The following is a 25,459-nucleotide window of genomic DNA, read 5'->3' on the forward strand; positions in this document are numbered from 1 at the left end:
CACTTCCTGGTGCGCGGGAGCCCTTTTTCCAAGGGCCCGCGCTGGCTCAGCCGAACGGATTTGCAGTGGCAAACCAGAGGCCGATGCCCGTCGCGATGATGAATGCGCCGTCGGTCACGCCCGCCACCAGGAAGAACTTGGTCTGCAGCGTGTCGACCAGCTCGGGCTGGCGCGCCGTGCTCTCGAGAAACTTCTGGCCGACCAGCCCAATGCCCAGGCAGGAGCCGAGGGCGGCAACGCCTATGAGCAGGGCGACTGCGAGGGGAAGGATGTTGAAGCCGGTCATGGTGTTTTCTCCTGGTGGTTGATGTTTGATCGATGGAGGTACTTTCCCAGAGCGGGTGCATGCGGTCCATGACGTGGGAGGTCATGGGCGGCACGAAAAAAGCCGGCCGTGAAAACGGCCGGCTCTCGCGAAGCATCGCGGGCGCTACGGAAGCTGCGTCCAGTTCTGGTTGTTGCCGCCGTTGCAGGTCCACGTGATCAATGCGGTGTCCTGCGTGGTGGAACCGTTGGGTACGTCGAGGCAGGAACCCGAGGCGCGGTTGCGGATCGATCCGCCCACCAGGCTCCATTGGGTCGTGTTGCCCGCCGTGCAGGCCAGCTGCACCACCGGTGCATTCGTCGTCGCGGTGCCGTTCTGCGCCAGGCACAGGCCGCTGTGCTCGGCCACGAACTGCACATAGCCGCCGGTGAGGCTGTTCACCGTGAACTTCTCGTTGCTTGCATTGCCGCACGGCCATTGCACCGCCGTCGCGCCGCTGGCGGTGGACACGCCCTTGATGTTCACGCACATCGTCGGATTCAGGTCCGAGCGGACGCGCGTGACGACGGCCGGGGCCGTGTCCTGCGACCGCACGTACTCGCGGATCGCCACCTGGTCGGCCGCGGGCAGGCTGTTGGCGTTGCCGTGGCCGCTGGTGAGCACGTCCTGCAGCGTCGCGGCCTGTCCGTTGTGGAAGAAGGCCGTGGTATTCCAGGTGCCCGACAGCGTCGGCGTGTCGAAGCCCACACCCGCCAGCGGTTGGTTCATGCCCTTGCCCGAAGAGGCCTGGATCGTGCCCACGTCGTGCCGGATGCCGTCGCGCAAGGTGCCGCCCGAGTGGCAGGTCACGCACTGCGCCGAGGTGAACAGCGCCTGGCCCCGCGCCGCATCGACGCTCAGGCTGCCGTCCGCTGCACGCGCCGGGCTGCGCATGTACTTGTTCAGCGAGCTGAGGTAGGCCGCCATGTCGTCGAGCTGCGCGTTCTTGCCGGCCTTGGGCGTGCCCAGTGGGTCGGACGTGGCCGCGAAGTCCGCATTCGTCAGGAAGCCGGTGCCGCCGAACTCGTTGCGGATGTCGTTCTCGAAGTCCTGCACTTCGTCGAAGTTGGCCGTCCAGTGCAGCTTGCCGTGCCCCAGGCCGCGGCGGCCCATGAGGCTGATGGTGCGCCGCAGCCCCTCGCCGCGCTGGGTGAAGTCCCACACCATGCCGTCGTCGCCGCCGTCGGCGTGGCAGCTCGCGCAGGAGAGGTAGTTGTCCTTGCTCATGCGCCGGTCCGACGCGTTGTAGAACACCTGTTTGCCGCGCAGCGCCGCGGCCGCCATCGGCTCCTGCGCGACCGTCACCACGTTCTGCAGGAAGATCGGCGCCGCCGATTCCGATGACAGCACCGAGGCCACGTCATGCACCGACACCGAGCGCGCGAGGAAGTTGTTGACGAACAGGCGCTTGCGCACCGCGTCCAGGTACAGGCCGTGAGGCGCGCTGCTGGCGTTGATCTCGCCCCGCACCGCGCGGCTGTACGGATCGACGATGGCCACGCGGTTGCCTTCCATCTGCGCGACGAAGAGGTAGTCGCCCGACGGCGAGAACAGCGCGGCGCGTGCCGGTGCGCGGTCGTCGAAGTCGATCTGCTCGGCGAACACTTCCGCGGCCGTCTGCAGGTTGACCTGCGAGAGGATGGAGCGCACCGTCTGGTCGTGCGCCAGGTTGTTGCCGTCCCTGAACTTGCCGCGCACGATGTTGTCCTTCTTCGAAGGCAGCACCGCCCGCGCGCCGTCCGGCGAGATCACCACCTGGCTCAGGTAGTTGGCCACGCCGCGCGCACGGCTCTCGGTGTCCACCGTGGTGGTGTCCACCGGCAGCGCGATGGTGGTCATGGCGCTCATGCTCTGCAGGTTCACCTTGTGCAGCTGGCCGCCGGTCATCTTCGACTTGAAGCGCGTGACGTAGGCCACCTGTGCGTCGGAGCTCACCGCGATGCCGCGCAGGTTGCCTTCGAGCGCGACCGCGCCGGTGGTGGCGCCGTTGCTCGGGTCGAAGCTCATCAGCACCGCCTTGCTCTCCAGCGTCAGCAGGCCCTTGGCGCCGTCGGGCGTGAAGGCCACGCCGTAGGGGCCGCTGCCGTAGGCGAGCGGCACGGTGGCCGAGAGGCTGCCGTCGGCCGCGCTGAGCGCCACCAGCTTGTCCTCGCCCTGCACCGTGACCCAGATGCGGCCGTCGGGGCCCACGGCCAGCGTCTTCGGCTCGTCGCCGACGCGCGTTTCCCAGCGCTTGGCCAGGGTCTGGGCGTCGATGGCGGCGACCGTGCCGCTGTCGGGATTCACCGCGTACACCGAGTTCGCATCGCCCGCGATGTTGGTGGTGTGCGTGGGCGCCCGCGCCGTGACCGGGGCGATCACCGTGACGATGTAGGTGTAGAAGGTCTCGCGGCCGTTCGCGTCCTTCACCGTCAGCGTCACCGTGTAGTGGCCGGGGCGCGTGTAGGTGTAGGTGTAGTTCGGCTGGCTCGCGTAGGCCGTCTGCGTGCCATCGCCGAAGTTCCAGCGGAACTGCGCGCCGCTGCTGCCCAGCGTGGCCGGGTTGAACACCAGTTGGCCGTTGACGATCTTCGGCCCGCCGCCGATGCCGGGGTCGCCGATGATGGTCTGCCCGCGCAGCGTGCTCACCTCGGTGTCGGAGAGCACGCGGCCGTAGACGCGCACTTCCGCCAGCGTGCCCTTGAAGAGCGCCGCGTTGCCCTGGATCTGCCCCAGCACGCTGAACTTGTTTGTGAGGCCCTTGTTGCCCGTGAGGCCGGCGGAGGTGGTCTTCACGCCGTCGACGTACACCGCCTGCGCGCCGGAGGCCGCGTCGCGCGTCAACACCACGTGGTGCCAGTTGCCGTCGTTCACTGCCGCCGTGGAGGTGGTGCCGGCATGGTTGCCCACCGACAGCTTGATGCGCCCGCTGTTGTCGAGCCAGCCCCAGAACACATCGTCCGCGCCGCCCGACTGGTCGCGCCCGAAGATGCCGGGCGCGGTCCACGAGTTCGCCCCGCCCGCCTGCGTGGTCTTCATGTAGAAACTCATCGATGCGGTGCCGCCGAGCACGGTGGCCACGGAATCGTTCTTCAGCGGCACACCGGCGGTGCGGTTCGCGAAGTTCATGCCGATGCTCTCGAACGCGTCGCCCGACGCCGGCGTGCCGTTGTTGTTGCCGATCTGGTCGGAGAGGTTGCCGGCCAGCGTCCAGTAGTGCATCAGGTTGATGTCGGTCGCGTTGCCGGTGTTGAAGGTCGACTTGTAGTCCACGCCGATGGCGTTGCCCGCATAGTCCTTCACGCCGTTGGCGGGCAGGAACACTTCATAGCTCGTGCCCGGCAGCAGCGGCTGCTCGGGGTGGAAGTTGACGATGCCCAACTGCACGCTGTAGGTGCCCGCCAGCGTGTTGCCGCCCACCGGGCGCACGATGAAGGTGTTGGAGTTCACGCTCTCGGGCCGGATGCTGTCCGTCATGCCCAGGCCGATGCGGGACGTCAGCGCCTGCTGCTTCGCGCCATTGGCGGGCGAGACCTGCTTCACTTCCGGCTTGGTGGTGTCGGGGTCCACCGCATGCACGATGAAGCCGCTGCCCGAGCCGTGGTCGTTGCCCACGAAGACGAGATTGCCGAACATCGCGACCTGGCCGTTGTCCGAATGCGAGAAGTTCGGATCGTCCTCACGCAGGATGCTGCCGCGGCCCACCTCCACGTGGTTCAGCGGATTGCTCACGTCGACCTTGTGGATGCGGGTCTGGGCGCCCTGGATCACGTAGTTGTCCTGCGTGGCGCAGTACAGCTGTTCGTCGATGACCAGCCGGTTGTCCTCGGCCACGAAGCGCGAACGGTCGCTCAGGTCGTAGCTGTACATCTTGGCGCCGCTGTTGCGCGCGGAGGTATGCACGCTTTTGCCGTCGAAGCAGGTCGCGTAGTAGAACGGCGTGGTGCCCACGATGGAATCGAGCACCTTGGGGTTGAGCGGGTCGGAGATGTCCAGGCTCGCGAAACCGCCGTTGCTTTCCATGGCGGTCAACACCATGTGGTTGCCCATCGTGAAGATCGGGCCGACGCGAAAGCCGCCGAGTTCGCCGGTGGGCACAGGGTTGGGCTTGCCGGCGCCGCGGTTCGCAACCACGGCGTTCGCGGGGTCCCTCGCATCGACGATGAACATGCCCCGGCCCGCCGATGCCACATACAGGTAGGGCGCCTGCCACCAAAGCTGCCAGGCCACGTTCTCGTAGTCGCCGGCGTTGACGCCGGGCAGTGCCAGCTTCTTCACCTGCTTGATGTCGTTGATGTCGGTGAAGTCCCAGAACTCGACGCCGTTGATGCTCGGCAGCACCACGTAGGTCTTGCCGCCGATCTTCGCGGTGCCGAAGGAGTGCGTTTCGCGGAACTCCTGGGTGCGGCCTTCGGGCTCGTAGATCTTCTTGACGAGCTGGATCTGGCGCGGGTTCGACACGTCGTACAGCAGGAAGCCGCCCGGGCCGAGGCCGCTGTCCGGCGCGAAGGAGGTGAGGAAGTAGCCGTTGACCATGATGCCCGCGTTCATGCCGTAGTCCTTGCGGCCCGGGTAAGTGGCGGGTACCTCGCGCGACTCGTAGGCGCTGCTGTGCGCCGGATCGAGCGGGTGCGCGGCGCTGGTGATCATCGACACCGGCTTGAACAGTTCCGCCGAGGTGTAGGTGAGGTTGCCCAGGCCCGGCCCCTGCAGCGGGAGCGGGTCCGCGACGGCTTCGGAAACCGCCGTCGCCATGTTGCTCAGGGTCGTCATCGGACTGACCCCGGTGATCGCCGCATGCGTCAGCAATGTGACGAGCGGGGCCAGGAACGCCATCAGGAAATACCGGATCTTCATCGTCGCCTCCAGGTTGTTAGAAGTTCGCAGGGCAACCCATTCCTCGACCGTTCTCCGATGCGCGCGCAGGACGCACCCCGGCAGGCGACGGGTCCATCGCCTGCCGTGCTGACTTCTTGTTGTGTTCTTGCGCCGGCGCTTTTCTTTGTCTTAGTTGGCGCCGCTCGATTCGTAGAGAGCCCAGGCCGCCTCGGCACTCGCACCGCGGTGGATCATGGCCATCAGCGCACTCACCACCGCCGAAGGATTCGCGTGCTGGTAGACGTTGCGCCCGTACACCATGCCGACGGCGCCCTGGTCCATCAGCACGCGCGAACGCGCGAACACCTGCTGCAGGTCTTCGCGCCCCCCGCCGCGCACGAGCACGGGGCAGCGCGCGGCCTGCACCACGCGGTGGAAGTCGGTGGGGTCGCTGGTCGGATCGGCCTTGACGATGTCGGCGCCCATCTCGCGCGCGAGGCGCACCAGCGTGACGATTTTTTCGGCGTCGCCGTCGACCTGGTAGCGGCTGCCGGGGGTGGGCGATTGCATCACCAGCGGCTCGATCATCAGCGGCATGCCATAGCGGTCGCAGTCGGCGCGCACGCGCGCGATGTTCTGCACGCACTGGCGGAACAGATCGGGCTCGTTCGGCAGCATGAAAAGATTCACGACGACGCAGGCCGCGTCGCGCTGCACGGCGGGCAACACCGGGTCGTGCTCGTTCTGCAGCACGGCCCACATCACGCGATGCGCGGTGGCGTTGTAGGGGTTGCCCATGTCGATGCGCATCACGAGCGCGGGCTTGTCGCGGCCAGGGCGCTGCTGCAGCAGGTCGGCCTGGCCGTAGTTGAGCTGGATGGCATCGGGGCCGGCGGGCACGAGCTTGTCGATGACCTCGGGCATGTCTTCCAGCCCGTTGAGGAACGAGGGCTCGTTGCACACCCCGTGGTCGAGCGCAATGTCCAGGCAGCGGCCGTTGTTCAGCAGCCGGTTGAGCCGCGCGTCTTTGTCCTTCGACATTTGGAAAGAACTCCTTGTTGGGATCGGAAATGACAGGGGTGTCAGGCGAGATTGCCGAGATGGCGCTTTGCCGCGGCGTCGATCAGCCGCAGGGCGTCGTCTCCCAGCTGGACGGCACCGGCGCCGGCGTTCTCGATCGCCTGCTGGCGCACGCGCGCGCCGCACAGCGCCACCGAGACGGTGCCGCTGGCGATGGTCCACGCGATCATCAGTTGACCGAACGAGCAACCCAGCTGCGTGCGCAGCGGGTCGAGCTCTTCGAAGAAACCCTTGAGCCTGGAGCGGTTGGCTTCGCTGAAGCGCGGGTTGGCCGCGCGCTGGTCGTCGCCCTTGAATTCGCGTCCGGGATCGATCGGACCGGCGAGCAGGCCCAGCGCCAGCGACGAATAGCCCAGCACCGCCACCTTGTATTCGCTGCACAGGGGAGCCAGAGTCTCTTCGATCTCGCGGTCGATCAGGCTGTAGCGCTCCTGCGCCGCATCGACAGGGCCGTAGCGCAGGTATTCGGTGAGCGTTTCGGGGCTGACGTTGCTCACGCCGATGGCGCGGATCTTTCCCTGCTTCTTGAGCTCGAGCAGCGCGTCCATGGTCTCGGCCACGGGCGTGGTGCTGTCCTGCCAGTGCGTGATGTAGAGATCGATGTAGTCGGTCTGCAGGCGCTTGAGGCTCTCTTCGCATTCATGGAAGATCGATTCACGGCCTAGGAAGCGGTGCACCGGGTGACCGTCTTCTTCGAAGAAGTGCGTGCCTTGCCGGGTGTGCCAGACCAGGCCGCATTTGGTGGCAATCACGGCTTCCTGGCGGCGCCCCTTGAGTGCGGTGCCCACGATGCTTTCGGAGCGGCCGAGGCCGTAGGCCGGTGCGGTGTCGATCAGGTTCACGCCCGCGTCCAGCGAGGCCTGGATGGCCTCCACGGCCGCCGCGTTGTCGCCGCCGCCCCACATCCATCCGCCCATGGCCCAGGTGCCCAGGCCGATGGCCGAGCATTCGATGCCCGACGGGCCCAGCGTTGTCTTCTTCATCATCATCATCGCGTTGTCTTTCTCGTGTTCAGGAGGTGGTCGATGGTCACGGCCGCGAGCAGGATCAGGCCCTTGATCACGTCCTGCCAGTAGGGCGATACGTCCAGCAGGATCAGCGAGCTGGTCACCACCGACAGCAGTGCCAGGCCCAGCACCGCGCCCAGCACCGTGCCGGAGCCGCCCTTGAGGCTCGCGCCGCCGATCACCGCGGCGGCAATCACGTTGAGTTCCATGCCCATGCCGAAGGTGGGCGTGGCCGCGCCGAAGCGGGCCGTGTAGATCACGCCGGCCAAGCCCGCCGAAGCCGAGCACAGCACCGTGACCCAGAACTTGACGCGGCCCACGCGAATGCCCGAATACAGCGCGGCCTTCTCGTTGCTGCCGGTGTAGAACACGCGCCGCAGCAAGGTCGATCGGCGCAGCACGAAGTCGCTCACGATGACGATCGCCACGAAGATCAGGATCACCGCTGGAATGCCGAACAGCGTGCCCTGCCCGATGAACTTGAATTCGGCCGGCAGCGAGAACAGCGACTGCGGCGTGCCCTGCGTGAGCGCAAGGCAGAGCCCGCGCACGATCACCATGAAGGCCAGCGAGGCAATGAAGTGGTTCAGGCCGATGCGCGTGACGCAGCCGCCGATCATCGCGCCGACGAGCCCGCTCGCGCCGATGGCCACCAGGCTCGCGAGCCACGGGTCCACGCCCATCAGAAAGAGCTTGCCCGTTACCACCATCGCGAAGCAGACCACCGAGCCCACCGAAAGATCGATGCCGCCGACGATCAGCAGAATGGTCATGCCCACCACCACGATGCCTTCGATGGAGAAGGACAGCAGCATCGCGCGGATGTTGTCCCAGGTGAGGAAGTAGGGCGACGCGAAGCTCATCGCCACGCACAGCACCGCGATGATGAGAAGCAGCCCGGCTTCCCGCATGCTCGTGAGCTTGTTGGCGGGCTTCACGGGGCCGCCGCCTGACTGGCGCGGTGGATGGCCCGCATCGAGTTCTGCCGGGTAGTTCATGCTGTTTCCTGTTCGCAGAGTCCGGAGGCCAGCCGCAGCAGGGCTTCCTCCGTCATTTCGTTGGAATTCAATTCGCCGGCCAGCCGGCCGTCGCGGATCACCAGCGCGCGGTCGCACAGGCCGATGATCTCGGGCAGCTCCGAAGAGATCACGATCACGCCCACACCCTGGTTCGCGAGCTCGCGCAGGATGTGATGGATCTCGGACTTGGCACCCACGTCGACACCGCGCGTGGGCTCGTCCATCAGCAGCACCTTGGGGTTGGTGGCCAGCAGCTTGGCAATGGCCACCTTCTGCTGGTTGCCGCCCGACAGGCTCGACACCTCGATGGCCACGCCGTCCGACTTGAGGTTGAGCTTGGCGCCCAGTTCGCGCGCCAGGCGGTGTTCGGCCGAGCGCTGCAGCAGGCCCCAGCCGGAGCTCACGCGCCGCAGCGCCATCGACGAGATGTTCTGTGCGATCGGCAGGTCGAGATACACGCCCGCAGCCTTGCGGTCTTCGCTGAGATAGGCGATGCCCTCGCGCAGCGCATCGCTGTACTTGCGAATAGAAAGCGCCTTGCCGTGCAGGCGCACCGTGCCGCGCGTGGCGGCGCGCAGGCCGCACATGGTCTCGGCCAGTTCGCTGCGGCCGGCGCCCATGAGCCCGGCAATGCCGAGGATCTCGCCGCGCTTCAGCGCAAACGAGATGCCGTGCACGCGCTCGCCATCGGCGATGTCGCTCACCTCGAGCACCGGGCCGGCCGATTCGGCGGGCTCTTGCTTGGGTGGGTAGTAGTTGCCAAGCTCGCGTCCCACCATGCGGCGAACCAGCTCGTCGGCGGTCATGCCGGCCAGCGGGCCGCAGTGCACGTTGCGGCCATCGCGCAGCACGGTGACCCGGTCGCCGTGCGTGAAGATCTCCGCCATGCGGTGGCTGATGTAGATGATGCCGATGCCCTGCGCCTTCAGGTCGTGCAGCACGCGGAAGAGGGCGGCCGATTCGTTGTCGGTCAGCGCGGCCGTGGGCTCGTCGAGGATCAGCACCTTGCAGTCCAGCGTGAGCGCCTTGGCAATCTCCACCAGCTGCTGGCTCGAGATGCTCAGCTCGCGCACGGGCGCGCTCGGGTCGATGTCCTGCCCCAGCCGCGCCAGCACCTTGGCGGCGCGCGCGTTCAGGCTGGCGTAGTTCATCCAGGCCTCTTTGCCGGCGTTGATCTCCGGCATGAAGATGTTCTCGGCCACGGTGGCGTCGGCGCACAGCGCGATCTCCTGGTGCACCAGGCCGATGCCCAGGCGCATGGCGTGCGCCGGGCCGTCGATGACCACTTTCTCGCCGTTCAGCACGATGTCGCCTTCGTCGGGGCGATGGATGCCGTCGATGATGTTCATCAGCGTCGACTTGCCCGCGCCGTTCTCGCCGCACAGGGCGTGGATCTCGCCAGCATGCAGCGAGAAGTCCACGCCCGAGAGCGCGCGCGAAGCGCCGAAGCGCTTGCTGATGCCGCGAAGTTCGAGCAAGGTGCTCACTCGCCGATTCCCTTGGTGCCGCGGCGGGCGAGATACTTGTCCCAGTAGAAGTCGTCGGCGTTGGCCTTGCTGACCACCGACAGGCCGTTGTCCAGGAAGGGCACCGACATGGGATTGGTGCCGTTGCGCTTGGCGTCGTTCATCGGGTCGATGAGCGAGGGGTTCTTGGCCAGAAACAGCATCATCATGCCCATGTAGCCCTGCATGCCCTGGTTGGGGTTGATGGCGCCGAACACGTCGCCGGCCTTGATCATGTCCAGGATCTTGGCGTTCACGTCGCAGCACATCACGCGGATGTTCTTCTTCGATTCGATCTTGGCCTGCGCGGCACCCAGGGCCGAGTTGGCTTCGGGCATGAACAGCGCGCCCAGGTTCGGGTTGGCCTGCGCCAGGCTCAGCACCGCCTGGTAGGCCTTGCTCGGGTCCTGGTTGCTGGCGGCGCGGCCGACCAGCTTCATGCCCGCGTGCTTGGTCTTCATGCGGTTGACGAAGGCCGCGATGCGCCGGTCGTGGTTGTCCTGGCCGGGGTTCTCGAGGACGGCGTATTCGCCCTTGCCGCCCAGCGCCGCGGCAATCGCGTCGGCCGCCTGCGTGCCCTCGCGGTCGTTGTCCGAGGTGACGAAGGAGGCGCGCTTCGAGTTGGGCGAATCGGCCGCGAAGGTCACGACCGGAATGCCCATGGCCACTGCCCGGTTGATCGGCTCGATGAACGGGTCGGGGTTCATCGGGTGCAGCAGGATGCCCGCGGGCTTGCGCGCCAGCTCCTGCTCGAACGAGGCCAGCTGTTTGTTGACGTCGTACTCGGGCGTGCCGGTGTAGCGCGTGCGCACCCCCAGCGTGCGGCCGAGTTGCTTCATCATTTCGTAGACCGGAAACCAGTATTCGACGCCAGACACCATCACGTTCATCACGTAGACGTCGCTGGCGTTGCCGCGCAATCCGGTGGCGGCGGCCGTGGGGGTGGACTGCGCAAATGCGCTGGTGCCGGCCAGGCCGATACCGGCGGCTGCAGCGGACTTCAGGAAATTTCGCCTCATCTTGTGTCTCCTCGCGTTGACTGGCAGAGCTTGCGACCTGCTTTGCGGGCAGATCTTCGGGACCTCATTGTCACGACAGTTGTTATGACAGGTAGAATGTAATCGCGGGTTGTTTGCCGCGATAACTAGGGGAAACGCTACTGGCGAGCTGCTTTCAACTCGCCGAAGCTGTTATGACATGAAGCCAAACATATTGATCGGCGTCGACATGGGCTCGAGCAGCCTGAAGGCGCTGGCCCTCGAAGCCGGCAGCGGCCGCACCATTGCCTTGTCCCGCATGCCCCTGCCGCACGACCGCCTGCCCGGTGGCGGCTGCGAAGTGGGAGCGACGGCGATCCGCGCCGCGCTGACCCACGTGCTGCGCGATGTTGCCAACCAGCTGGGCCCGCGCACGGCCGAGGTTCGTGCCATGGCCTGCACCGGGCACGGCGCCGGCCTCTACGCGCTAGACGCCAATGACCAGCTCGTGGGCGGCCGTGCCGTCGCCTCGACCGACCAGCGCGCCGATGCCCGTGCGCGCGCCCTGGCGGCGAGCCACGGCGCCAGGCTGTTCGAAGAGGTGGGCTGCAGTCCCTGGCCCGGGCAGCCCACGGTCATTACGGCCGAGCTGCTGGGCGCCGATGCCGTGCAGCGCGGCGAACTGCGCCGCCTGCTGTTCGCCAAGGACTACCTCGGCTTTCTTCTGACCGGCGAGATCGCCACCGATGCCAGCGATGCGAGCACCGCCGGCCTGGTGTCTCTCGCCACCGGCACCTGGTCGCAGGCGGCCTTCGACGCGTCGGGCCTTGCCGAGCTTGGGCCGCATGCTTTCGGTCCGATCGTGCCCAGCGGCAGCGTGATCGGAACGCTGCGGCCTTCCGAGGCCGCGCTGTGCGGATTGCCTGCCGGCATTCCGGTGGCGATGGGCGCGATCGACCTGCTTGCATCGATGACCGCGATCTGCGCGGAAGGGCGTGGCCGCGCGGTGTCGGTGTTCGGCACCTGGTGCGTGAACGCGGTCATCGGGCCTGTGATGGAGCCCAAGCCGGCCGTCGCCTCCATCGTGAATTTTGGCCGCACGCACGAACGGCTCTACATGGAGAACAGCCCGTCCTCGATGGCCAACATCGCGTGGCTGGCCGGCGTGCTCGCGCTGCCCGATGCGCGCGCGGTGGTCGACCTGGCCATGACGGTGCCGCTGGGCGCCAGCGGCCTGCGCTTCCTGCCTTTCGTCAACGGCGGTGGCGGCGTGACCGCGGGCTTCGTGGGGCTCAAGAGCCACCACACGCGCGCCGACATGGCGCGCGCCGTGGTCGATGCTGTGGCGGCGCTGCATGCGCGGCACATGGCGCGCCTTGCCGCAGCCGGCCTCGCGGTGAGCGAGACGACGGTGCTCGGCGGCGGCGCGGGCGATGCGCGCCTCGTGCGCCTGCTGGCGGCCTTTCTCGGGCGCCCGGTCGAGCGCTGCGCCGACGACGAGACCGGCGCGCGCGGCGCCGCGCTCTACGCCGCCATGTCGCAGGGCTTCGATGACGCAGCGCCGGGCAGTGCCCTGCTCGCACCCTGCGAGGTGATCGAACCCGACGCACGGGACGCCAGCGCCCATGCAGATTTCAACGCCGGTTTCAACGAACTGATCGACAGCATGTCACTTGTATTCACCCACATCGCGGGCGACGTGAAATGAGCGCCGCCCGGCCGCCCGAAGGCGCTCGCACCGCAGCGCGCAGCGCGGAGGTTTTTCTATGAGCGCCTGGCAACTTCCCTTCGTGCGTCCGGCTTCGCTGGCGGGGCGCCATTTCTCGACCGTCATCGTGGGCGCCGGCATCAACGGCGTCGGCGTGTTCCGCGATCTTTCGCTGCAGCGCGTCGATTGCCTCATCGTCGACAAGGGCGACTTCGGCGCCGGCGCCAGCAGCGCGCCCTCGCGCATGATCCACGGCGGCCTGCGCTACCTGGAGAACGGCAGCTTCTCGCTCGTGGCCGAGGCCACGCGCGAGCGCAACCTGCTGCTGCGCAACGCGCCGCACCTGGTGCGCCCACTCAAGACGGTGGTGCCGCTTGCGAATTTCTTCGGCGGCCTGATGAGCAGCGCGCTCAAGTTCTTCGGCCGCACGCCGCCGCAGCGCACGCGCGGCCTGCTGGCCGTGGCGCTGGGCTTGCGGCTCTACGACCTGCTGGGCCGCCGCCAGCGCGTGATGCCTGGCCACCGCATCAGCCGCGTGCCGTCGGCGGACCGCGGCCTGTTCCGCGCGGCCATCCGCTGGACCGCCACCTTCTTCGATGCCTGGATCAGCCATCCCGAGTGGCTCATCCTCGAACTGATAGGCGATGGCTGCCGCGACCAGCCGCGCTCGGCGGCCGCGAACTACTGCCGCGTGATGGGCTGCGCCGGCAACATCCTCACGCTGCGCGACGAAATCACCGGCATGCTCGTTCGCGTCACGGCAGACACCGTGGTGAACGCCACCGGCGCCTGGCTCGACCGCAGCGCTGCGGTGCTCGGCGGCGCGGGCCCGCGCGTGATGGGCACCAAGGGATCGCACCTAGTGCTCGACCATCCCGCGCTGCGCGATGCGCTCGATGGCCGCATGGCCTACTTCGAGGCGGTCGACGGCCGCGTCTGCATCGTCTATCCGTTTCTCGACCGCGTGCTGGTTGGCTCCACCGACATCCCGGTCGAAGACCCGGATCAGATCGTCACCGAGCCGGCCGAGGTCGACTATCTGATCGACGTGCTGCGCGAGGTCTTCCCGAACATGGCCTTCGGGCGCGGCGACGTGGTCTACACCTATGTCGGCGTGCGGCCGCTCGCGCGTTCGGATGCCGACAAGCCGGGCCAGATTTCGCGCGACCATTCGGTGGTGGTCGATCCGCCGAACGCCACGCGGGACATTGCCATCGTCGGACTCGTCGGCGGCAAGTGGACCACCTTTCGCTCGCTGGCCGAAGAGGCTACCAACGAAGTGCTGCAGCTGCTGGGCCGCTCGCGCACCGCATCGACAGAGCTGCTGCCCATCGGCGGCGGCGCCGAGCTGCCGGCCGATGCGGCGGCGACCGAGCGCTTTGCCGACAAGATGGCCGCCGCCTCCGGCATGAGCCGTGCACGCGCGCTGGCCTTGCTGGGCCGCTACGGCTCCAAGGCATTGCCGCTCGCGCAGCGCCTCGCGGCCTCGGGCGACGTGCCCCTGCAACACGCGCCGGACTATTCGGCCGCCGAGCTCTCGTACCTGTGCCTCGAAACCGGCGTGGTGCATCTCGACGACCTCGTGGTCCGCCGCACGCTGCTGGCCATTCGCGGCCTCGTGACCGATGCCGCGCTGTCCGAAATTGCGGCAGTGGCGGCCGAGGCGCTGGGCTGGGACGCGGTGCGTGCGCACAACGAACTCTGCGCCTGCGCCACCGCGCTGCGGGACCGGCACGGCGTCCGGCTCCAGCCGGCGGCGGCCGGCGAGGAACCCTCTTTCAATGCATCATTGATGGCCAGCTCAGTCCTTGGCCAGGCTTAAAAAGTGAACAGTCCCAACGAGATGTCGACCGTGCTCGACCGCAATTCCGAATCACCGCTGTGGGCCCAGTTCCGCGATGCCATTCGCCTGCAGATACTGCAGGGCGCGCTGCCCATCGGCGCCAAGCTGCCCTCCGAGGCGGAGCTCGGCGAACAGTTCGGCATCTCGCGCATCGTGGTGCGGGAAGCCCTGGCCGACCTGGTGCGCAACAACCTCATCTACAAGATCAAGGGCCGTGGCGCCTTCGTCTCGGCACGCGAACGCGACGAGGATTTCGTTTCCACCGTGCTGGGCTTCTCCGACGAAATGGAACGCAAGGGCCGCTCGGTGCGCACGCAGATCATCACCCAGGAGTTGCGCACCCCCACCGAGCACGAGGCCGCATCGCTAGGCCTGGCCGACGACACGCAGCAGGTGGTGGCGCTCAAGCGCCTGCGCAGTGTCGACGGCGAGCTGCGCCTGCTGGTCGAGACCGTGGTGCCGGCCGACCTGGCGCCGGGCCTGCACCGCGCGCGGCTGGAAGACCGCTCGCTCTACGACGTGCTGCGCCGGCAATACGGCCTGCGCCTGGTGCGCGCCGAACGCTGGATCGACGCCGTGCTGCCCGATGCCGAAACCTGCAAGCTGCTCGACCTGCCGCAGCCCGAGCCGCTGCTGCGCATCGAGTCGATTGCCTACGGCGCCAACGGCCGGCCGCTGGAGCACTACCGCGCGCTGCACCGCTGCAAGACCAGCCGCCTGCACGTGCAGACGACGACCTGAGCTTTTCTTCTTCAGGCCTTGGCGGAGCTGCTACGCGAAGGCCACAGCACGGAGGCGATGGCCACCATCATCAGCGCGACCGCCACCCAGTCCTGCCAGTGCACGACTTCGCCGAGCCACACGGCGCCGCTGAACACGCCGAGCACGGGAATGAACATCACGCTCAAGGTCGAAGCCACCGGCGGCAGCCCGCGCGCCAGGTAGAACCAGGCGGCGTGCGCAAAGCCGAAGATCAGCACCGCGTTGTAGAGGATCGAGCCCCAGGTCACCGAGCCCGGCCACCGCCACTGGCCGCGCTCGAACAGCAGCGTGAGCACCGTCATCACCACGGCTGTCATCGCCGTCATCCAGAACGAGAGCGTGAGCGTCGCAAGCCCGATGCGCGAGCGGCGCAGCAGCTGCGTGCCCAGCGCCCATGTCGCAGCCGCCACCAATGCGAGCGCCACATAGCCGGGCCGGCCCGCGAGGTCGGTGAGCTCGTGCCACAGCAGCAACCCGACGCCGATGGCGCAAGCGCCCACGCCGATCCAGGAGCGCCGCGTGAGCACGGCCGAGAACAGCACCGCGCCGATGACGGCGGAGAACACCGGCATCGTGTAGCCCAGGATGGCCGCGCGCCCGCCCGAAAGCGCCTTCACCGCAAGGATGATGCAGGCGTGCCAGATGAACATGTTGGTGGCGCCCAGCCACACCAGCTCGGGCCATGCGCGGCGCGGCACGCGGAACGGCACCTTCATGATCACCAGCGCGAGGCCCAGCACCGGCACGCCGAGCCAGATCGAGAGCGCGCGGAAGGCCAGCGGCGGATAGTCCGCCACGCCGAGCTTCATCACGGGCCAGTTGAGACCCCATGCAAGGGTCAGGAGAACGAGCAGGACGAACTGGCGCGGCGTAAAGGAAGGCATGGGCCGCGATTGTGGCGCGGCCCGCGCATTCGTGCAGAAGGCGGGCCGGCTACAGCAGCCGCTTGAGGTAGCGCCCCGTGTGGCTCGCCTCGTTGGCCGCGATGTCTTCCGGCGTGCCTTCGCCCACCACCGTGCCGCCGCCGGCGCCGCCCTCGGGGCCCATGTCGATGAGCCAGTCGGCCGTCTTGATGACGTCCAGGTTGTGCTCGATCACGACGATGGTGTTGCCCGCGTCGCGCAGCTGGTGCAGCACCTTCAGCAGCAGTTCGATGTCGGCAAAGTGCAGGCCCGTGGTCGGCTCGTCGAGGATGTAGAGCGTGCGTCCGGTGTCGCGCTTGCTGAGCTCCAGCGCGAGCTTCACGCGCTGCGCCTCGCCGCCCGACAGCGTGGTGGCCGACTGGCCGAGCTTGATGTAGGAGAGGCCCACGTCGAGCAGCGTGCGGAGCTTGCGCTCGATGGTCGGCACGGCCTTCAAAAATTCGTGCGCGGTCTCGACCGTCATCTCGAGGATCTGGGCGATGTTCTTGCCCTTGTACAGCACCTCGAGCGTCTCGCGGTTGTAGCGCTGGCCGTGGCACACCTCGCAGGGCACGTACACGTCGGGCAGGAAGTGCATCTCGACCTTCACCACGCCGTCGCCCTGGCAGGCCTCGCAGCGTCCGCCGGCCACGTTGAAGCTGAAGCGTCCCGGGCCGTAGCCGCGCTCGCGCGCGGTGTTGGTCTCGGCCATCAGCTCGCGGATCGGCGTAAAGAGGCCCGTGTAGGTGGCCGGGTTGCTGCGCGGCGTGCGGCCGATGGGGCTCTGGTCGACGTTGATGACCTTGTCGAAATACTCGATGCCCTCGACCGATTCGTGCGCCGCCGGTTCCTCGTGCGCGCGGTAGAGCGTGCGCGCCACGGCGGTGTAGAGCGTGTCGTTCACCAGCGTCGACTTGCCCGAGCCCGAGACGCCCGTGACGCAGGTCAGGAGGCCGACCGGAAAGGCCACGCTCACGTTCTTCAGGTTGTTGCCGGTGGCGCCCACCACGCGGATTTCCTGCAGGTCGGTCTGCGAGGCCAGGTGGGCCGCTTCGCGCGCGGCGCGCCGTTCGGCCGCGGGGCTCTGCGGAAAACGCGAGGCCTTCTTGCCTTCGTTGAAGGCGGGCTTCTTCACCACAGGCAGCCAGGCGGTGCGGCGCTTGGGCACTTCGATCTTCTTCGCGCCCGAAAGGTACTGGCCGGTCAGCGAATCGGGGTTGGCCGCCACCTGGGCATAGCTGCCCTGCGCCATCACGCGGCCGCCGTGGATGCCCGCGCCGGGGCCCATGTCGATCACGTGGTCGGCGGCGTGGATCATGTCCTCGTCATGCTCGACCACGATCACGCTGTTGCCGATGTCGCGCAGGTGCTTCAGCGTGCCGATGAGACGGTCGTTGTCGCGCTGGTGCAGGCCGATGCTGGGCTCGTCGAGCACGTACATCACGCCGGTGAGGCCCGAGCCGATCTGCGACGCCAGCCGGATGCGCTGCGCCTCGCCGCCCGAGAGGGTTTCGGCGCTGCGGTCCAGGCTCAGGTAGTTCAGGCCCACGTCGTTCAGGAACTTGAGCCGGAGGCCGATCTCGCGCACCACCTTGTCGGCGATGTCGGCCTTGGCGCCGCGCAGCTTGAGCGTCTGGAACCAGGCGAGCGAATCGCGCAAGGTGAGGTGGCTGAGCTCGAAGATCGCCATGCGCGGAGGCTCGCCGCCGTCGGCCGGGCGAGCCGACTCGTCCACCAGGAACACGTTGCGCGCTTCGGGCCGGAGGCGCGAGCCGCCGCAATCGGGGCACGGCTGCAGGTTGCGAAAGCGCGCGAGGTCTTCGCGCACCATCACCGAATCGGTCTCGCGGTAGCGCCGCGCCATGTTCGGGATGATGCCCTCGAAGGGATGCTTCTTCGTGAGCTTCTTGCCCGCGAAGTTGCCCGACTCCATGGTGTAGTTGAACTTGATCTCTTCGGCCGCCGAGCCCTGCAGCAGCACCTGCTGCACCGAGGCGGGCAATGATTCGAAGGGCGCGTCGACGTCGAACTTGTAGTGCTTCGCAACGCTCTCGATCATGCTGAAGTAGTAGCCGTTGCGGCGGTCCCAGCCCTTGATGGCGCCGCTCGCGAGCGAGAGGGTGGGAAAGGCCACCACGCGCGCCGGGTCGAACACCTCGCGGTGGCCGAGGCCGTCGCAGCTCGGGCAGGCGCCCACGGGCGAGTTGAACGAGAACAGGCGCGGCTCCAACTCCGACAGCGAGTAGTGGCAGATCGGGCAGGCGAACTTGGCGTTGAACAGGTGCTCCTTGTCGGCCGCACCTTCGGCGCCCAGCTCGAGCGCGATGGCCCGGCCTTCGGCGAGCCGCAGCGCGGCCTCGAAGCTTTCGGCCAAGCGCTGCTGCATGTCGGGCCGCGCGCGCAGCCGGTCGATCACCACGTCGATGTCGTGCTTCTCGGTCTTCTTGAGCTTGGGCAGGTCGTTGTATTCGTACGTTTGCCCGTCGACGCGGAAGCGCACGTAGCCGGCCGCCTGCATCTCGGCGAAGAGCTCGAGGAACTCGCCCTTCTTCTCGCGCGCCACGGGCGCGAGGATCATGAGGCGCGGCTCGTCGGGGATGGCGAGCGTGGCGTCGACCATCTGCGACACCGTCTGTGCCTGCAGCGGCAGGTGATGGTCGGGGCAGTAGGGCGTGCCGGCGCGCGCATACAGAAGGCGCAGGTAGTCGTGGATCTCGGTCACCGTGCCCACGGTGGAGCGCGGGTTGTGGCTGGTGGCCTTCTGCTCGATGCTGATGGCGGGCGACAGGCCCTCGATCACGTCCACGTCGGGCTTGTCCATGAGCTGCAGGAACTGCCGCGCATAGGCCGAGAGGCTTTCGACGTAGCGCCGCTGCCCTTCGGCATACAGCGTGTCGAAGGCCAGGCTCGACTTGCCCGAGCCCGACAGGCCGGTGATCACCACCAGCTTGTTGCGCGGAATGTCGAGGTCGACGTTCTTCAGGTTGTGCGTGCGCGCACCGCGGATGCTGATGCGCTGCTGCGCGAGTACGGCGCCAAGATAGGCGTCGCGTTCCGGGTCTTCAGTGGCGGGGGATTTCAAGGGTTCGATCGTCCGAGGGCAACCGAGCATGATAGTCCGCCTGCCTTTTCATGGCGAGGGGGCGGGTTGTGGCGGTTTTGACGGGCGGCGCCTCGCGGGTGCCTGCCGGCTCCGCCCGGCGGGTCGGCATCGGGCACAATCTAGGGTTCTCTTCCTCCTCCTTCATCTACATATCAGGGGCAGTGCATATGGCATCGGTCAATAAAGTCATCGTCGTGGGCAACTTGGGTCGCGATCCCGAAATGCGTACCTTCCCAAGCGGCGATCAGGTCGCAAACGTCACCGTGGCCACCACCGATCGCTGGAAAGACAAGCAAAGCGGCGAAATGCGCGAAGCCACCGAATGGCACCGCATCGTTTTCAACGGCCGGCTGGCCGAAATCGCCGGCCAGTACCTGCGCAAGGGCTCGCAGGTGTATGTCGAAGGCAGCCTGCGCACGCGCAAGTGGACCGACAAGGACGGCATCGAAAAGTACACCACCGAAATCCGCGCCGACCAGATGCAGATGCTGGGCAGCCGCCAGGGCCAGGGCGGCCCCTCGGGCGGTCCCGAGGACGACGGCGGCTACTCGCAAGGTGGTGGCGGAGGCGGTGGTTACTCGCAAGGCGCGGGTGGCGGCGGTGGTGGTGGCGGCTACGCTCCTCGTGCACCGGCCGCGGCACCCCGCGCTCCGGCCGCCGCGCCGCGCCAGGCACCGGCCAAATCGTCGTCGGGCTTCGACGACATGGACGACGATATTCCGTTCTGAGTTGAATCGACCCATGGCTGAAGCTGTTCCATCGCTGCTTCAGCCGTGCGGCTCGCCGAGGACATTCCCGCTCCCGCTGGCGTTTTCCTGAACCGGATGCAGGCCGCGCGCCAATGAGTTCCACATTCGCGCGTCGGCTGCACGCGCGGCTGCTCGAACACTTCTCCAGCTATCGCCCGGCTTCTTTCTGGGCGAGCGGGGTGCTTCTTGTTTCCGTGGCGCTGCTGGTGGCCATGGTGGCCTTCTTTGCCGCGCCCGGCGTCGGAGAAGAGCCCTCGGCCATCCACATGACGCATGCCGACTGGCAGGTGGAAGAGGCACCGGGCTTCCGCGAACTGCCGCTCGCCGTGCAAAGCGATGCCTTGCCGGCCACCTGGCAAGCCGTCGAGCTGCCCCTGGCTCCGCCCATCGCCCTGCTGCGCCAGGCCGGCGGCAGCGCATCGGCGGGCCCGACCCGCATCACCTGGCTGCGGCTTTCGCCGCGCGACTTGCCCGGCACTTCGGCGCCGCTCGCGTTGTATGGCGCGCGGATCAAGACGGACGGCACCATTGCCGTCTATGCCAACGGGCGGTTGGTTCATCGCGCCCAGGTGCGGGGTCCGTTGTGGAACAGCACCCGCACGCCGTTGTGGATCTTGCTGAACAAGGCGCCCGACGGCGAGCCGCTGCGCGAGATCCTCCTTCGGATGGAGCACACGCGAGGCGCGCAGGTGGCGGTTTCATCGCTCTGGCTGGGGCCTGCCGACGCGCTCGAAGGGCGCTATCGAATGCGCCAGTGGCTCCAGCAGGACCTGCCGGCCATGCTCAGTACGGCCTTCATGGCCGTGGGCGTGTTCTCGCTCTTCGTGTGGTTCAGGCGCAGCCATGAGACGGGCTACCTGCTGTTCTTCAACCTCGCGACCACGTCCTTCCTTCGGGGCCTGCATTTCTATGTCGACGTTCCGGTTGCCAACGACTGGTTCGCCTGGCTGACGGTCAACTCCCTGTTCTGGCTGGTGGCGGTGGTGCATTTCGCGCTGCGGCAGTTGCATGGCCGTCCGCTCAGGTGGCTGAGCTTCGCGGTGGTGGGCTGGACGGCGTTGATCGGCCTTTTGACGCTGCCGGGCCTGGCCATATTGAGAAACACGCCGCAGGTGACGCCGTTGATCTACATCGGCGCGGCATCGATGGGCGTGGCCGTGGCGCTGGTCGGCGGCGTCAGCGCCTGGCGCCGATCCAGCGAAGGGCGGCTGGTGGCGGTCGGCATCGGCGTGTGCGTGCTGCTGGGCGTGTCCGACTGGCTGCTGCAGAACAACTTCATCAGCCCCGAAGGCTGGTACCTTGGCGCCTACACCAATGCGGCCACCTTCAGCGTCTTCGGGGTGCTGATGTACCGGCGCTACGTCAGCGCCATTGCAGAGGTGGAGCGCGTCAACGCCAGCCTGGCGCAGCGTTTGCAGGCCCGCGAGGCCGAGCTCGAGCTCAGCCACCAGCGGCTGCGCGAGGTCGAAAGGCTGCAGACCATCAGCGACGAGCGCCAGCGCCTGATGCAGGACATGCACGACGGGCTCGGCTCCTCGCTGATCAGCGCCATCCGCTCGGTGGAGGGCGGCGGCATGAGCGGCGACAGCGTTTCGCAGTTGCTCAAGGGCTGTCTCGACGACCTGAAGCTGACCATCGATTCGATGGAGCCCCTCGAAGACGACCTGCTGCTGCTGCTCGCGACGCTGCGCTATCGGCTCGGGCCGCGTCTGGAGAGTTCGGGTGTCGCCTTGCGCTGGAACGTGCAGGAGCTTCCGGCACTGGACTGGCTCGACCCCACGAGCGCGCTGCAGATCCTGCGCATCGTCCAGGAGAGCATCGCCAACGTGCTGCGCCATACCCGTGCCACCGAGATCCGGGTGGGCACCGTGGCGGAGGCGTCCGGTGTGCGCGTGACCATCGAGGACAACGGCCAGGGCTTCGATGTCGACAAGGCCATGGGCGCCGCCGGCGGGCGGGGCATGCAGAACCAGCTGCGGCGGGCGCAGGCCATCAGTGGCGCGGTCTCGTGGCGCTCGGGGCCGGCGGGCACGCTGTTCACGCTGTGGTTGCCGCTCAAGCGCGAGGGGCAGGCGGCGCGGGCATAGGCTCGCGGCTCAGCCCGCGAGGCCCACGAACACGTTCTGCACGTCGTCGTTGGCGTCGATGGCGGCCAGGAAGACTTCGACTTCTTCCAGGTGCTCGGCGCTCAGGCTGGCCGGGTCGACCGGGTTCTTCGGCTTGTAGCCCAGCTTGGCCGACAGCACCGTGAAGCCCTGGGCCGGCAGCGCGCGGCTCACGAGGTCCAGGTCGGTGGGGTCGGTCAGGAACACGGTGGCGCCGCTTTCGCTGGCCGGCTCGAAGTCTTGCGCGCCCGCCTCGATGGCCGCCACTTCGGCGTCGGCATCCGGGCGCGAGGGCTCGGCTTCGATCATGCCGACGTGGTCGAAATCCCATGACACCGAGCCCGAGGTGCCCAGTTGGCCCTTGCGGAACAGAACGCGCATTTCAGGCGCGGTGCGGTTTACGTTGTCCGTCAGGCATTCGACCATCACAGGCACCTGGTGCGGCGCAAAACCTTCGTAGATCACGTGTTCGAAGTGCACCGCCTCGCCGGTGAGCCCGGCGCCTTTCTTGATGGCGCGGTCCAGGGTGTCCTTGGGCATCGAGACCTTGCGGGCCTGCTCCACGACCAGCCGCAGGCGCGCATTCGAGGCCGGATCGGCACCGCTGCGCGCGGCGACCATGATTTCCTTGGCCAGTTTTCCGAACAGGCGGCCCTTGGCATTGGCGGCCAGGTCCTTGTGTTTTGCTTTCCACTGTGCGCCCATGGCGGATGTTCCTTGTGTTGGGTATGCGGTGTCCAGCCTCGCTTGGCGCCGGGCCGAAGGGCTGGATGACCGGTTTGGGGCAGCTACTGTAGCCGGAGCGCATGCGGACAGCAGTTTTTTCCAAGTGCTGGAGGCGGGGCGCCTTTACGCTTGGCTTGTCTTCTCGTTCCGCAACGTATCCAGGTCACGCCTATGACATCTATCGAAACACGACAACAGCAACATGCAGAACTCTTCCATCGGCTGCACGCCGGCCCGCGCCCCTTGGTGCTGGTGAACGCCTGGGACGCGGTCAGCGCGCGCATCGTCGAGCGCGCGGGCGCGCAAGCCATCGGCACGACCAGCGCCGGCATCGCCTGGTCGATGGGCTATGCGGATGGCGAGCGCATGCCGTTGGACGAACTGCTCGCGGCCTGTGCGCGCATCTGCCGCGTGGCGGGCGTTCCGGTCACCGTCGACATCGAACGCGGTTTTGGCGACAGCACCCAGGCCGTGTGCGATGTCGTGCGCTCGCTGGTCGACATGGGCGTGGCGGGCATCAACATCGAAGACGGCACGCTGCCTGGCACGCGCGATCTCGCGCCGCCCGAAATCCTTTGCGAGCGCATCCAGGCACTGCGCAAGACGGATGCGCGGCTGTTCATCAATGCGCGCACCGACACCTACTTCGTCGCCAACGACGATCCCGCGGCGCGCTACCAAGACACGCTGCGGCGCGCGCGGCTCTACGCGTCGGCGGGCGCCGACGGCATCTTCGTGCCGGGCATGGCAAGCCTGGAGGAGATCGCCGGCCTTGCGGCCGCGGTGCCGCTGCCCCTGAACGTGTATGCCGGCCACGCCAAGGCGCCATCGGTCGAGGTTCTCGCCAGTGCCGGCGCGCGGCGCATCAGCCTGGGCTGCGGGCCCCTGCAGGCAGCGCTCGGCGTGCTCGGCCGCATTGCCGCTGAAGCGTTCGACAGCGGCGGCAACAACAGCAACGGCGCCGGCTTTCGCACCATGGCCGCCGAGATGATCCCGGCCGGCGAGATCAACGGGCTTTTTGCGGGCGTGCGTCGCTGAGGCGCGGCGGCCTTCATTCGCGGCGACCGCGGCAAGGGCGGCGTTTGCGCGGTGCAGGAACGGGAGATTGTTTCCATTCCGTGAACGCCGCGGTTCTTTTTGATGAGGGTTTTTACTTAGATGGCGGCGCACAATTCATCTCACAGACCGGCCCCCAAGCCGATCTGGGTGAACAGGGCCCCGAGCGAGGTGGCCGCCCCCCAAGAGGGACGGTGACCCACCCAAGACCGGTTCGAAATCATCCAAAGTCAAAACTGAACTGAATTGAAGGAAATCAAAATGACCGTCTCGAAGATCCTCTCCGCCGTTGCTGTTGCTCTCATGGCCGTTGCCGGCGCCGCCCACGCTGAAACCTACGAAGGCGTGCACTCACTGACGGCTGCCGCCAGCCGCGCTGAAGTGGCCAGCCAAGCCGTGGTTGCCGCGCACAGCGCCAACCCCTATGCCACCGGCGCCAATGCAGGCCCGGCCCAAGTGTTCGTTTCGTCGACCAGCCGTGATGCGGTCCGCGCCGATGCCGTGGCCGCTGCCCGCTCCGCCGACCCGTACGCCGAAGGCGCTTCGGCTCACGTCGCCCCCATCGTGGCCGGCACGGTGGACCGCGCCACGGTGCGTGCCGCAGCCCGCGCTGCAGCTCGCGGTGACGCACTGCCGCTGTAATCCGATCGGCCCTGGCGCTCTGCGAGCGCCAACCCTCAAGAAGGCCGGCCCTGCGAAAGCGGGGCCGGCCTTTTATTTGTCCATTGCCCGTGCAGGCAGCAATCGGAGGCGCGCGACGAAGAAGGGCACGCCGTCCCCCTCCGCCGGGTCGTGCAGCTCGACCGACCACTGCGCCGATGCGTCCTGGCTCGCATCGCCCAGTGCGGCGTGCGCGCAAAGCTCGCCGGCAAAGCGCACCCGGCCTGCGCGTGCGGTGTGATCGCAGGTCATCACGGTTTCGTCGCAGCATTCGTCCACCCATGTCCAGCCGCCCTCGGGGTCGCTGCGGACCGATTGCCGCATCAGCCGCGCGCCGATACGTTCCGGCGCGGCCGTGCGCTCGCCGGCCTGCGGTGCGGGCACGGTCCCCAGCAGCCGCAGTTCGAGCGGTTCGCCGACCCGAAAGCCTTCGCCGCGCTCCAGCGACAGGTCTTGCAGCGCGATGCGCACCCGGCGGCGCTCGCGCAGCGTCGTCACGACGAAGACCACCGTCAATACCGAGAAGATGCCAAACACCGGCAGGCCCACCGCCAGCCAGAGCCACTTCCATCCGCCGGCCAGCGCCCAGGTGATGGCGTTGAACCCGAAGAGCGCGAAGAAAGCCAGCACGGCCAGCGCGACCAGCCATGCGATCCAGTCGCCGGCCGACCGGCGCACGCGTTCCGTGACGGCCGGTGCGCCCGAGGTCCATTCGGCTGGCTGCACCTCGGCCAGCGGAGCCGCGCCGGCCATCCGCGGGTCGGGCCATGGCGACCAGAAATCCGCCGGCGCGTTGTCGAGGGAAATCCGCTGGAAATCGGTCCAGGCGGGCAGGTAGGCCGTGGCTGTTTCCTCGCCTTCCACTTCCAGCGTGGTGCCTTCGAAACCGCGCGGGTACACGCCGGTCGCCCGGTGGTGCCGCCGCTCCTGCAGGTCGACGATCAAGGTGCCGCCGCCGACTTCCGCGGCCTGGTAGCGGCCGTCGGATGAGACAAAGCCATAGCCCGGCGAGTGTCCGGACAGATGGGCGATCAATGCGACGGACGGATGAAGCCGGGTCATGAAGAAGAGGCGGGAAAGGCGCCGAGCATGCCATGCGCGGCCGTCTGATAAGCTGCCTTCGCCCCTCTCCATCGACCTGTTCCTTCCACCCCTG

Annotated in this window: 18 protein-coding genes; 7 read left to right on the top strand and 11 right to left on the bottom strand. The window is 67.6% G+C overall.

The annotated features are described in order from the left end of the window. Positions 1 to 46: 46 nt before the first annotated feature. From atpE to ACJ7Z0_RS18160, 7 genes are all read right to left on the bottom strand, one after another. Positions 47 to 286 (bottom strand): F0F1 ATP synthase subunit C, encoded by a 240-nt coding sequence (gene atpE / locus ACJ7Z0_RS18130; RefSeq protein ID WP_012745530.1) that lies wholly within the window; start codon positions 284 to 286, stop codon positions 47 to 49. 144 nt (positions 287 to 430) lie between these two features. After that, on the bottom strand, positions 431 to 5,140 hold the full coding sequence (locus tag ACJ7Z0_RS18135; protein ID WP_434790944.1) for a LamG-like jellyroll fold domain-containing protein: 4,710 nt from the start codon (positions 5,138 to 5,140) through the stop codon (positions 431 to 433). A gap of 150 nt (positions 5,141 to 5,290) precedes the next feature. Further along, the gene (locus ACJ7Z0_RS18140) at positions 5,291 to 6,142 is read right to left on the bottom strand and encodes a class I fructose-bisphosphate aldolase (RefSeq protein ID WP_434790945.1); all 852 of its coding nucleotides are present in this window, start codon (positions 6,140 to 6,142) and stop codon (positions 5,291 to 5,293) included. A 41-nt stretch (positions 6,143 to 6,183) separates the two neighbouring features. Further along, complete coding sequence (locus ACJ7Z0_RS18145) at positions 6,184 to 7,170, bottom strand: aldo/keto reductase (RefSeq protein ID WP_434792684.1); 987 nt, start codon at positions 7,168 to 7,170, stop codon at positions 6,184 to 6,186. Beyond that, positions 7,170 to 8,186 carry an ABC transporter permease gene (locus ACJ7Z0_RS18150; protein ID WP_434790946.1) on the bottom strand — a complete coding sequence of 339 codons (1,017 nt, stop codon included), beginning with the start codon at positions 8,184 to 8,186 and terminating at the stop codon, positions 7,170 to 7,172. The genes ACJ7Z0_RS18145 and ACJ7Z0_RS18150 overlap by 1 nt, the downstream gene beginning before the upstream one ends. Next, entirely contained in the window at positions 8,183 to 9,694 is a 1,512-nt protein-coding gene (locus ACJ7Z0_RS18155) for a sugar ABC transporter ATP-binding protein (protein ID WP_434790947.1), read from the bottom strand. The genes ACJ7Z0_RS18150 and ACJ7Z0_RS18155 overlap by 4 nt, the downstream gene beginning before the upstream one ends. Beyond that, positions 9,691 to 10,731 (bottom strand): substrate-binding domain-containing protein, encoded by a 1,041-nt coding sequence (locus ACJ7Z0_RS18160; RefSeq protein WP_028259126.1) that lies wholly within the window; start codon positions 10,729 to 10,731, stop codon positions 9,691 to 9,693. The genes ACJ7Z0_RS18155 and ACJ7Z0_RS18160 overlap by 4 nt, the downstream gene beginning before the upstream one ends. Positions 10,732 to 10,909: 178 nt before the next feature. Here ACJ7Z0_RS18160 and ACJ7Z0_RS18165 point away from each other — a divergent pair, with 178 nt between their 5' ends. The 3 genes from ACJ7Z0_RS18165 to ACJ7Z0_RS18175 are packed head-to-tail and all read left to right on the top strand — an operon-like array spanning position 10,910 to position 14,981. Continuing rightward, the gene (locus tag ACJ7Z0_RS18165; protein ID WP_434790948.1) at positions 10,910 to 12,397 is read left to right on the top strand and encodes an FGGY family carbohydrate kinase; all 1,488 of its coding nucleotides are present in this window, start codon (positions 10,910 to 10,912) and stop codon (positions 12,395 to 12,397) included. Positions 12,398 to 12,455: 58 nt separating this feature from the next. Beyond that, complete coding sequence (locus tag ACJ7Z0_RS18170; RefSeq protein WP_434790949.1) at positions 12,456 to 14,219, top strand: glycerol-3-phosphate dehydrogenase/oxidase; 1,764 nt, start codon at positions 12,456 to 12,458, stop codon at positions 14,217 to 14,219. Positions 14,220 to 14,222: 3 nt separating this feature from the next. After that, positions 14,223 to 14,981 carry a GntR family transcriptional regulator gene (locus tag ACJ7Z0_RS18175; RefSeq protein ID WP_434790950.1) on the top strand — a complete coding sequence of 253 codons (759 nt, stop codon included), beginning with the start codon at positions 14,223 to 14,225 and terminating at the stop codon, positions 14,979 to 14,981. Positions 14,982 to 14,992: 11 nt separating this feature from the next. Here the strand turns inward: ACJ7Z0_RS18175 and ACJ7Z0_RS18180 are convergent, their stop codons facing one another. Further along, on the bottom strand, positions 14,993 to 15,886 hold the full coding sequence (locus ACJ7Z0_RS18180; RefSeq protein WP_434790951.1) for a DMT family transporter: 894 nt from the start codon (positions 15,884 to 15,886) through the stop codon (positions 14,993 to 14,995). A gap of 49 nt (positions 15,887 to 15,935) precedes the next feature. Continuing rightward, on the bottom strand, positions 15,936 to 19,016 hold the full coding sequence (uvrA, locus tag ACJ7Z0_RS18185) for an excinuclease ABC subunit UvrA (RefSeq protein WP_434790952.1): 3,081 nt from the start codon (positions 19,014 to 19,016) through the stop codon (positions 15,936 to 15,938). Between the two features lie 158 nt (positions 19,017 to 19,174). Between uvrA and ssb the strand changes: the two genes are divergently transcribed. Continuing rightward, entirely contained in the window at positions 19,175 to 19,735 is a 561-nt protein-coding gene (gene ssb / locus ACJ7Z0_RS18190; RefSeq protein WP_434790953.1) for a single-stranded DNA-binding protein, read from the top strand. Positions 19,736 to 19,848: 113 nt separating this feature from the next. After that, on the top strand, positions 19,849 to 21,843 hold the full coding sequence (locus ACJ7Z0_RS18195; RefSeq protein ID WP_434790954.1) for a sensor histidine kinase: 1,995 nt from the start codon (positions 19,849 to 19,851) through the stop codon (positions 21,841 to 21,843). Positions 21,844 to 21,852: 9 nt separating this feature from the next. Here the strand turns inward: ACJ7Z0_RS18195 and ACJ7Z0_RS18200 are convergent, their stop codons facing one another. Next, on the bottom strand, positions 21,853 to 22,566 hold the full coding sequence (locus ACJ7Z0_RS18200) for a YebC/PmpR family DNA-binding transcriptional regulator (protein WP_434790955.1): 714 nt from the start codon (positions 22,564 to 22,566) through the stop codon (positions 21,853 to 21,855). A 192-nt stretch (positions 22,567 to 22,758) separates the two neighbouring features. Between ACJ7Z0_RS18200 and ACJ7Z0_RS18205 the strand changes: the two genes are divergently transcribed. Together ACJ7Z0_RS18205 and ACJ7Z0_RS18210 are read left to right on the top strand one after the other, a co-directional pair. After that, on the top strand, positions 22,759 to 23,625 hold the full coding sequence (locus ACJ7Z0_RS18205; protein ID WP_434790956.1) for an isocitrate lyase/PEP mutase family protein: 867 nt from the start codon (positions 22,759 to 22,761) through the stop codon (positions 23,623 to 23,625). Positions 23,626 to 23,904: 279 nt separating this feature from the next. Further along, positions 23,905 to 24,285, top strand: a complete 381-nt coding sequence (locus ACJ7Z0_RS18210; protein ID WP_434790957.1) for a helicase SNF2 — start codon at positions 23,905 to 23,907, stop codon at positions 24,283 to 24,285. A gap of 72 nt (positions 24,286 to 24,357) precedes the next feature. On the opposite strand, the gene ACJ7Z0_RS18215 is transcribed toward ACJ7Z0_RS18210, so the two are convergent. Beyond that, on the bottom strand, positions 24,358 to 25,365 hold the full coding sequence (locus ACJ7Z0_RS18215) for a hypothetical protein (RefSeq protein WP_434790958.1): 1,008 nt from the start codon (positions 25,363 to 25,365) through the stop codon (positions 24,358 to 24,360). Positions 25,366 to 25,459: the final 94 nt, after the last annotated feature.

The sequence above is a fragment of the Variovorax palleresanus genome, assembly GCF_051144945.1.
Lineage (GTDB): Bacteria > Pseudomonadota > Gammaproteobacteria > Burkholderiales > Burkholderiaceae_C > Variovorax > Variovorax paradoxus_S.

Coding starts and splice junctions, on each gene's coding strand:
- atpE (WP_012745530.1), bottom strand. CDS start 286: ATGACCGGCTTCAACATCCTTCCCCTCGCAGTCGCCCTGCTCATAGGC.
- ACJ7Z0_RS18135 (WP_434790944.1), bottom strand. CDS start 5,140: ATGAAGATCCGGTATTTCCTGATGGCGTTCCTGGCCCCGCTCGTCACA.
- ACJ7Z0_RS18140 (WP_434790945.1), bottom strand. CDS start 6,142: ATGTCGAAGGACAAAGACGCGCGGCTCAACCGGCTGCTGAACAACGGC.
- ACJ7Z0_RS18145 (WP_434792684.1), bottom strand. CDS start 7,170: ATGATGATGAAGAAGACAACGCTGGGCCCGTCGGGCATCGAATGCTCG.
- ACJ7Z0_RS18150 (WP_434790946.1), bottom strand. CDS start 8,186: ATGAACTACCCGGCAGAACTCGATGCGGGCCATCCACCGCGCCAGTCA.
- ACJ7Z0_RS18160 (WP_028259126.1), bottom strand. CDS start 10,731: ATGAGGCGAAATTTCCTGAAGTCCGCTGCAGCCGCCGGTATCGGCCTG.
- ACJ7Z0_RS18165 (WP_434790948.1), top strand. CDS start 10,910: ATGAAGCCAAACATATTGATCGGCGTCGACATGGGCTCGAGCAGCCTG.
- ACJ7Z0_RS18170 (WP_434790949.1), top strand. CDS start 12,456: ATGAGCGCCTGGCAACTTCCCTTCGTGCGTCCGGCTTCGCTGGCGGGG.
- ACJ7Z0_RS18180 (WP_434790951.1), bottom strand. CDS start 15,886: ATGCCTTCCTTTACGCCGCGCCAGTTCGTCCTGCTCGTTCTCCTGACC.
- uvrA (WP_434790952.1), bottom strand. CDS start 19,016: ATGCTCGGTTGCCCTCGGACGATCGAACCCTTGAAATCCCCCGCCACT.
- ssb (WP_434790953.1), top strand. CDS start 19,175: ATGGCATCGGTCAATAAAGTCATCGTCGTGGGCAACTTGGGTCGCGAT.
- ACJ7Z0_RS18195 (WP_434790954.1), top strand. CDS start 19,849: ATGAGTTCCACATTCGCGCGTCGGCTGCACGCGCGGCTGCTCGAACAC.
- ACJ7Z0_RS18200 (WP_434790955.1), bottom strand. CDS start 22,566: ATGGGCGCACAGTGGAAAGCAAAACACAAGGACCTGGCCGCCAATGCC.
- ACJ7Z0_RS18205 (WP_434790956.1), top strand. CDS start 22,759: ATGACATCTATCGAAACACGACAACAGCAACATGCAGAACTCTTCCAT.
- ACJ7Z0_RS18210 (WP_434790957.1), top strand. CDS start 23,905: ATGACCGTCTCGAAGATCCTCTCCGCCGTTGCTGTTGCTCTCATGGCC.
- ACJ7Z0_RS18215 (WP_434790958.1), bottom strand. CDS start 25,365: ATGACCCGGCTTCATCCGTCCGTCGCATTGATCGCCCATCTGTCCGGA.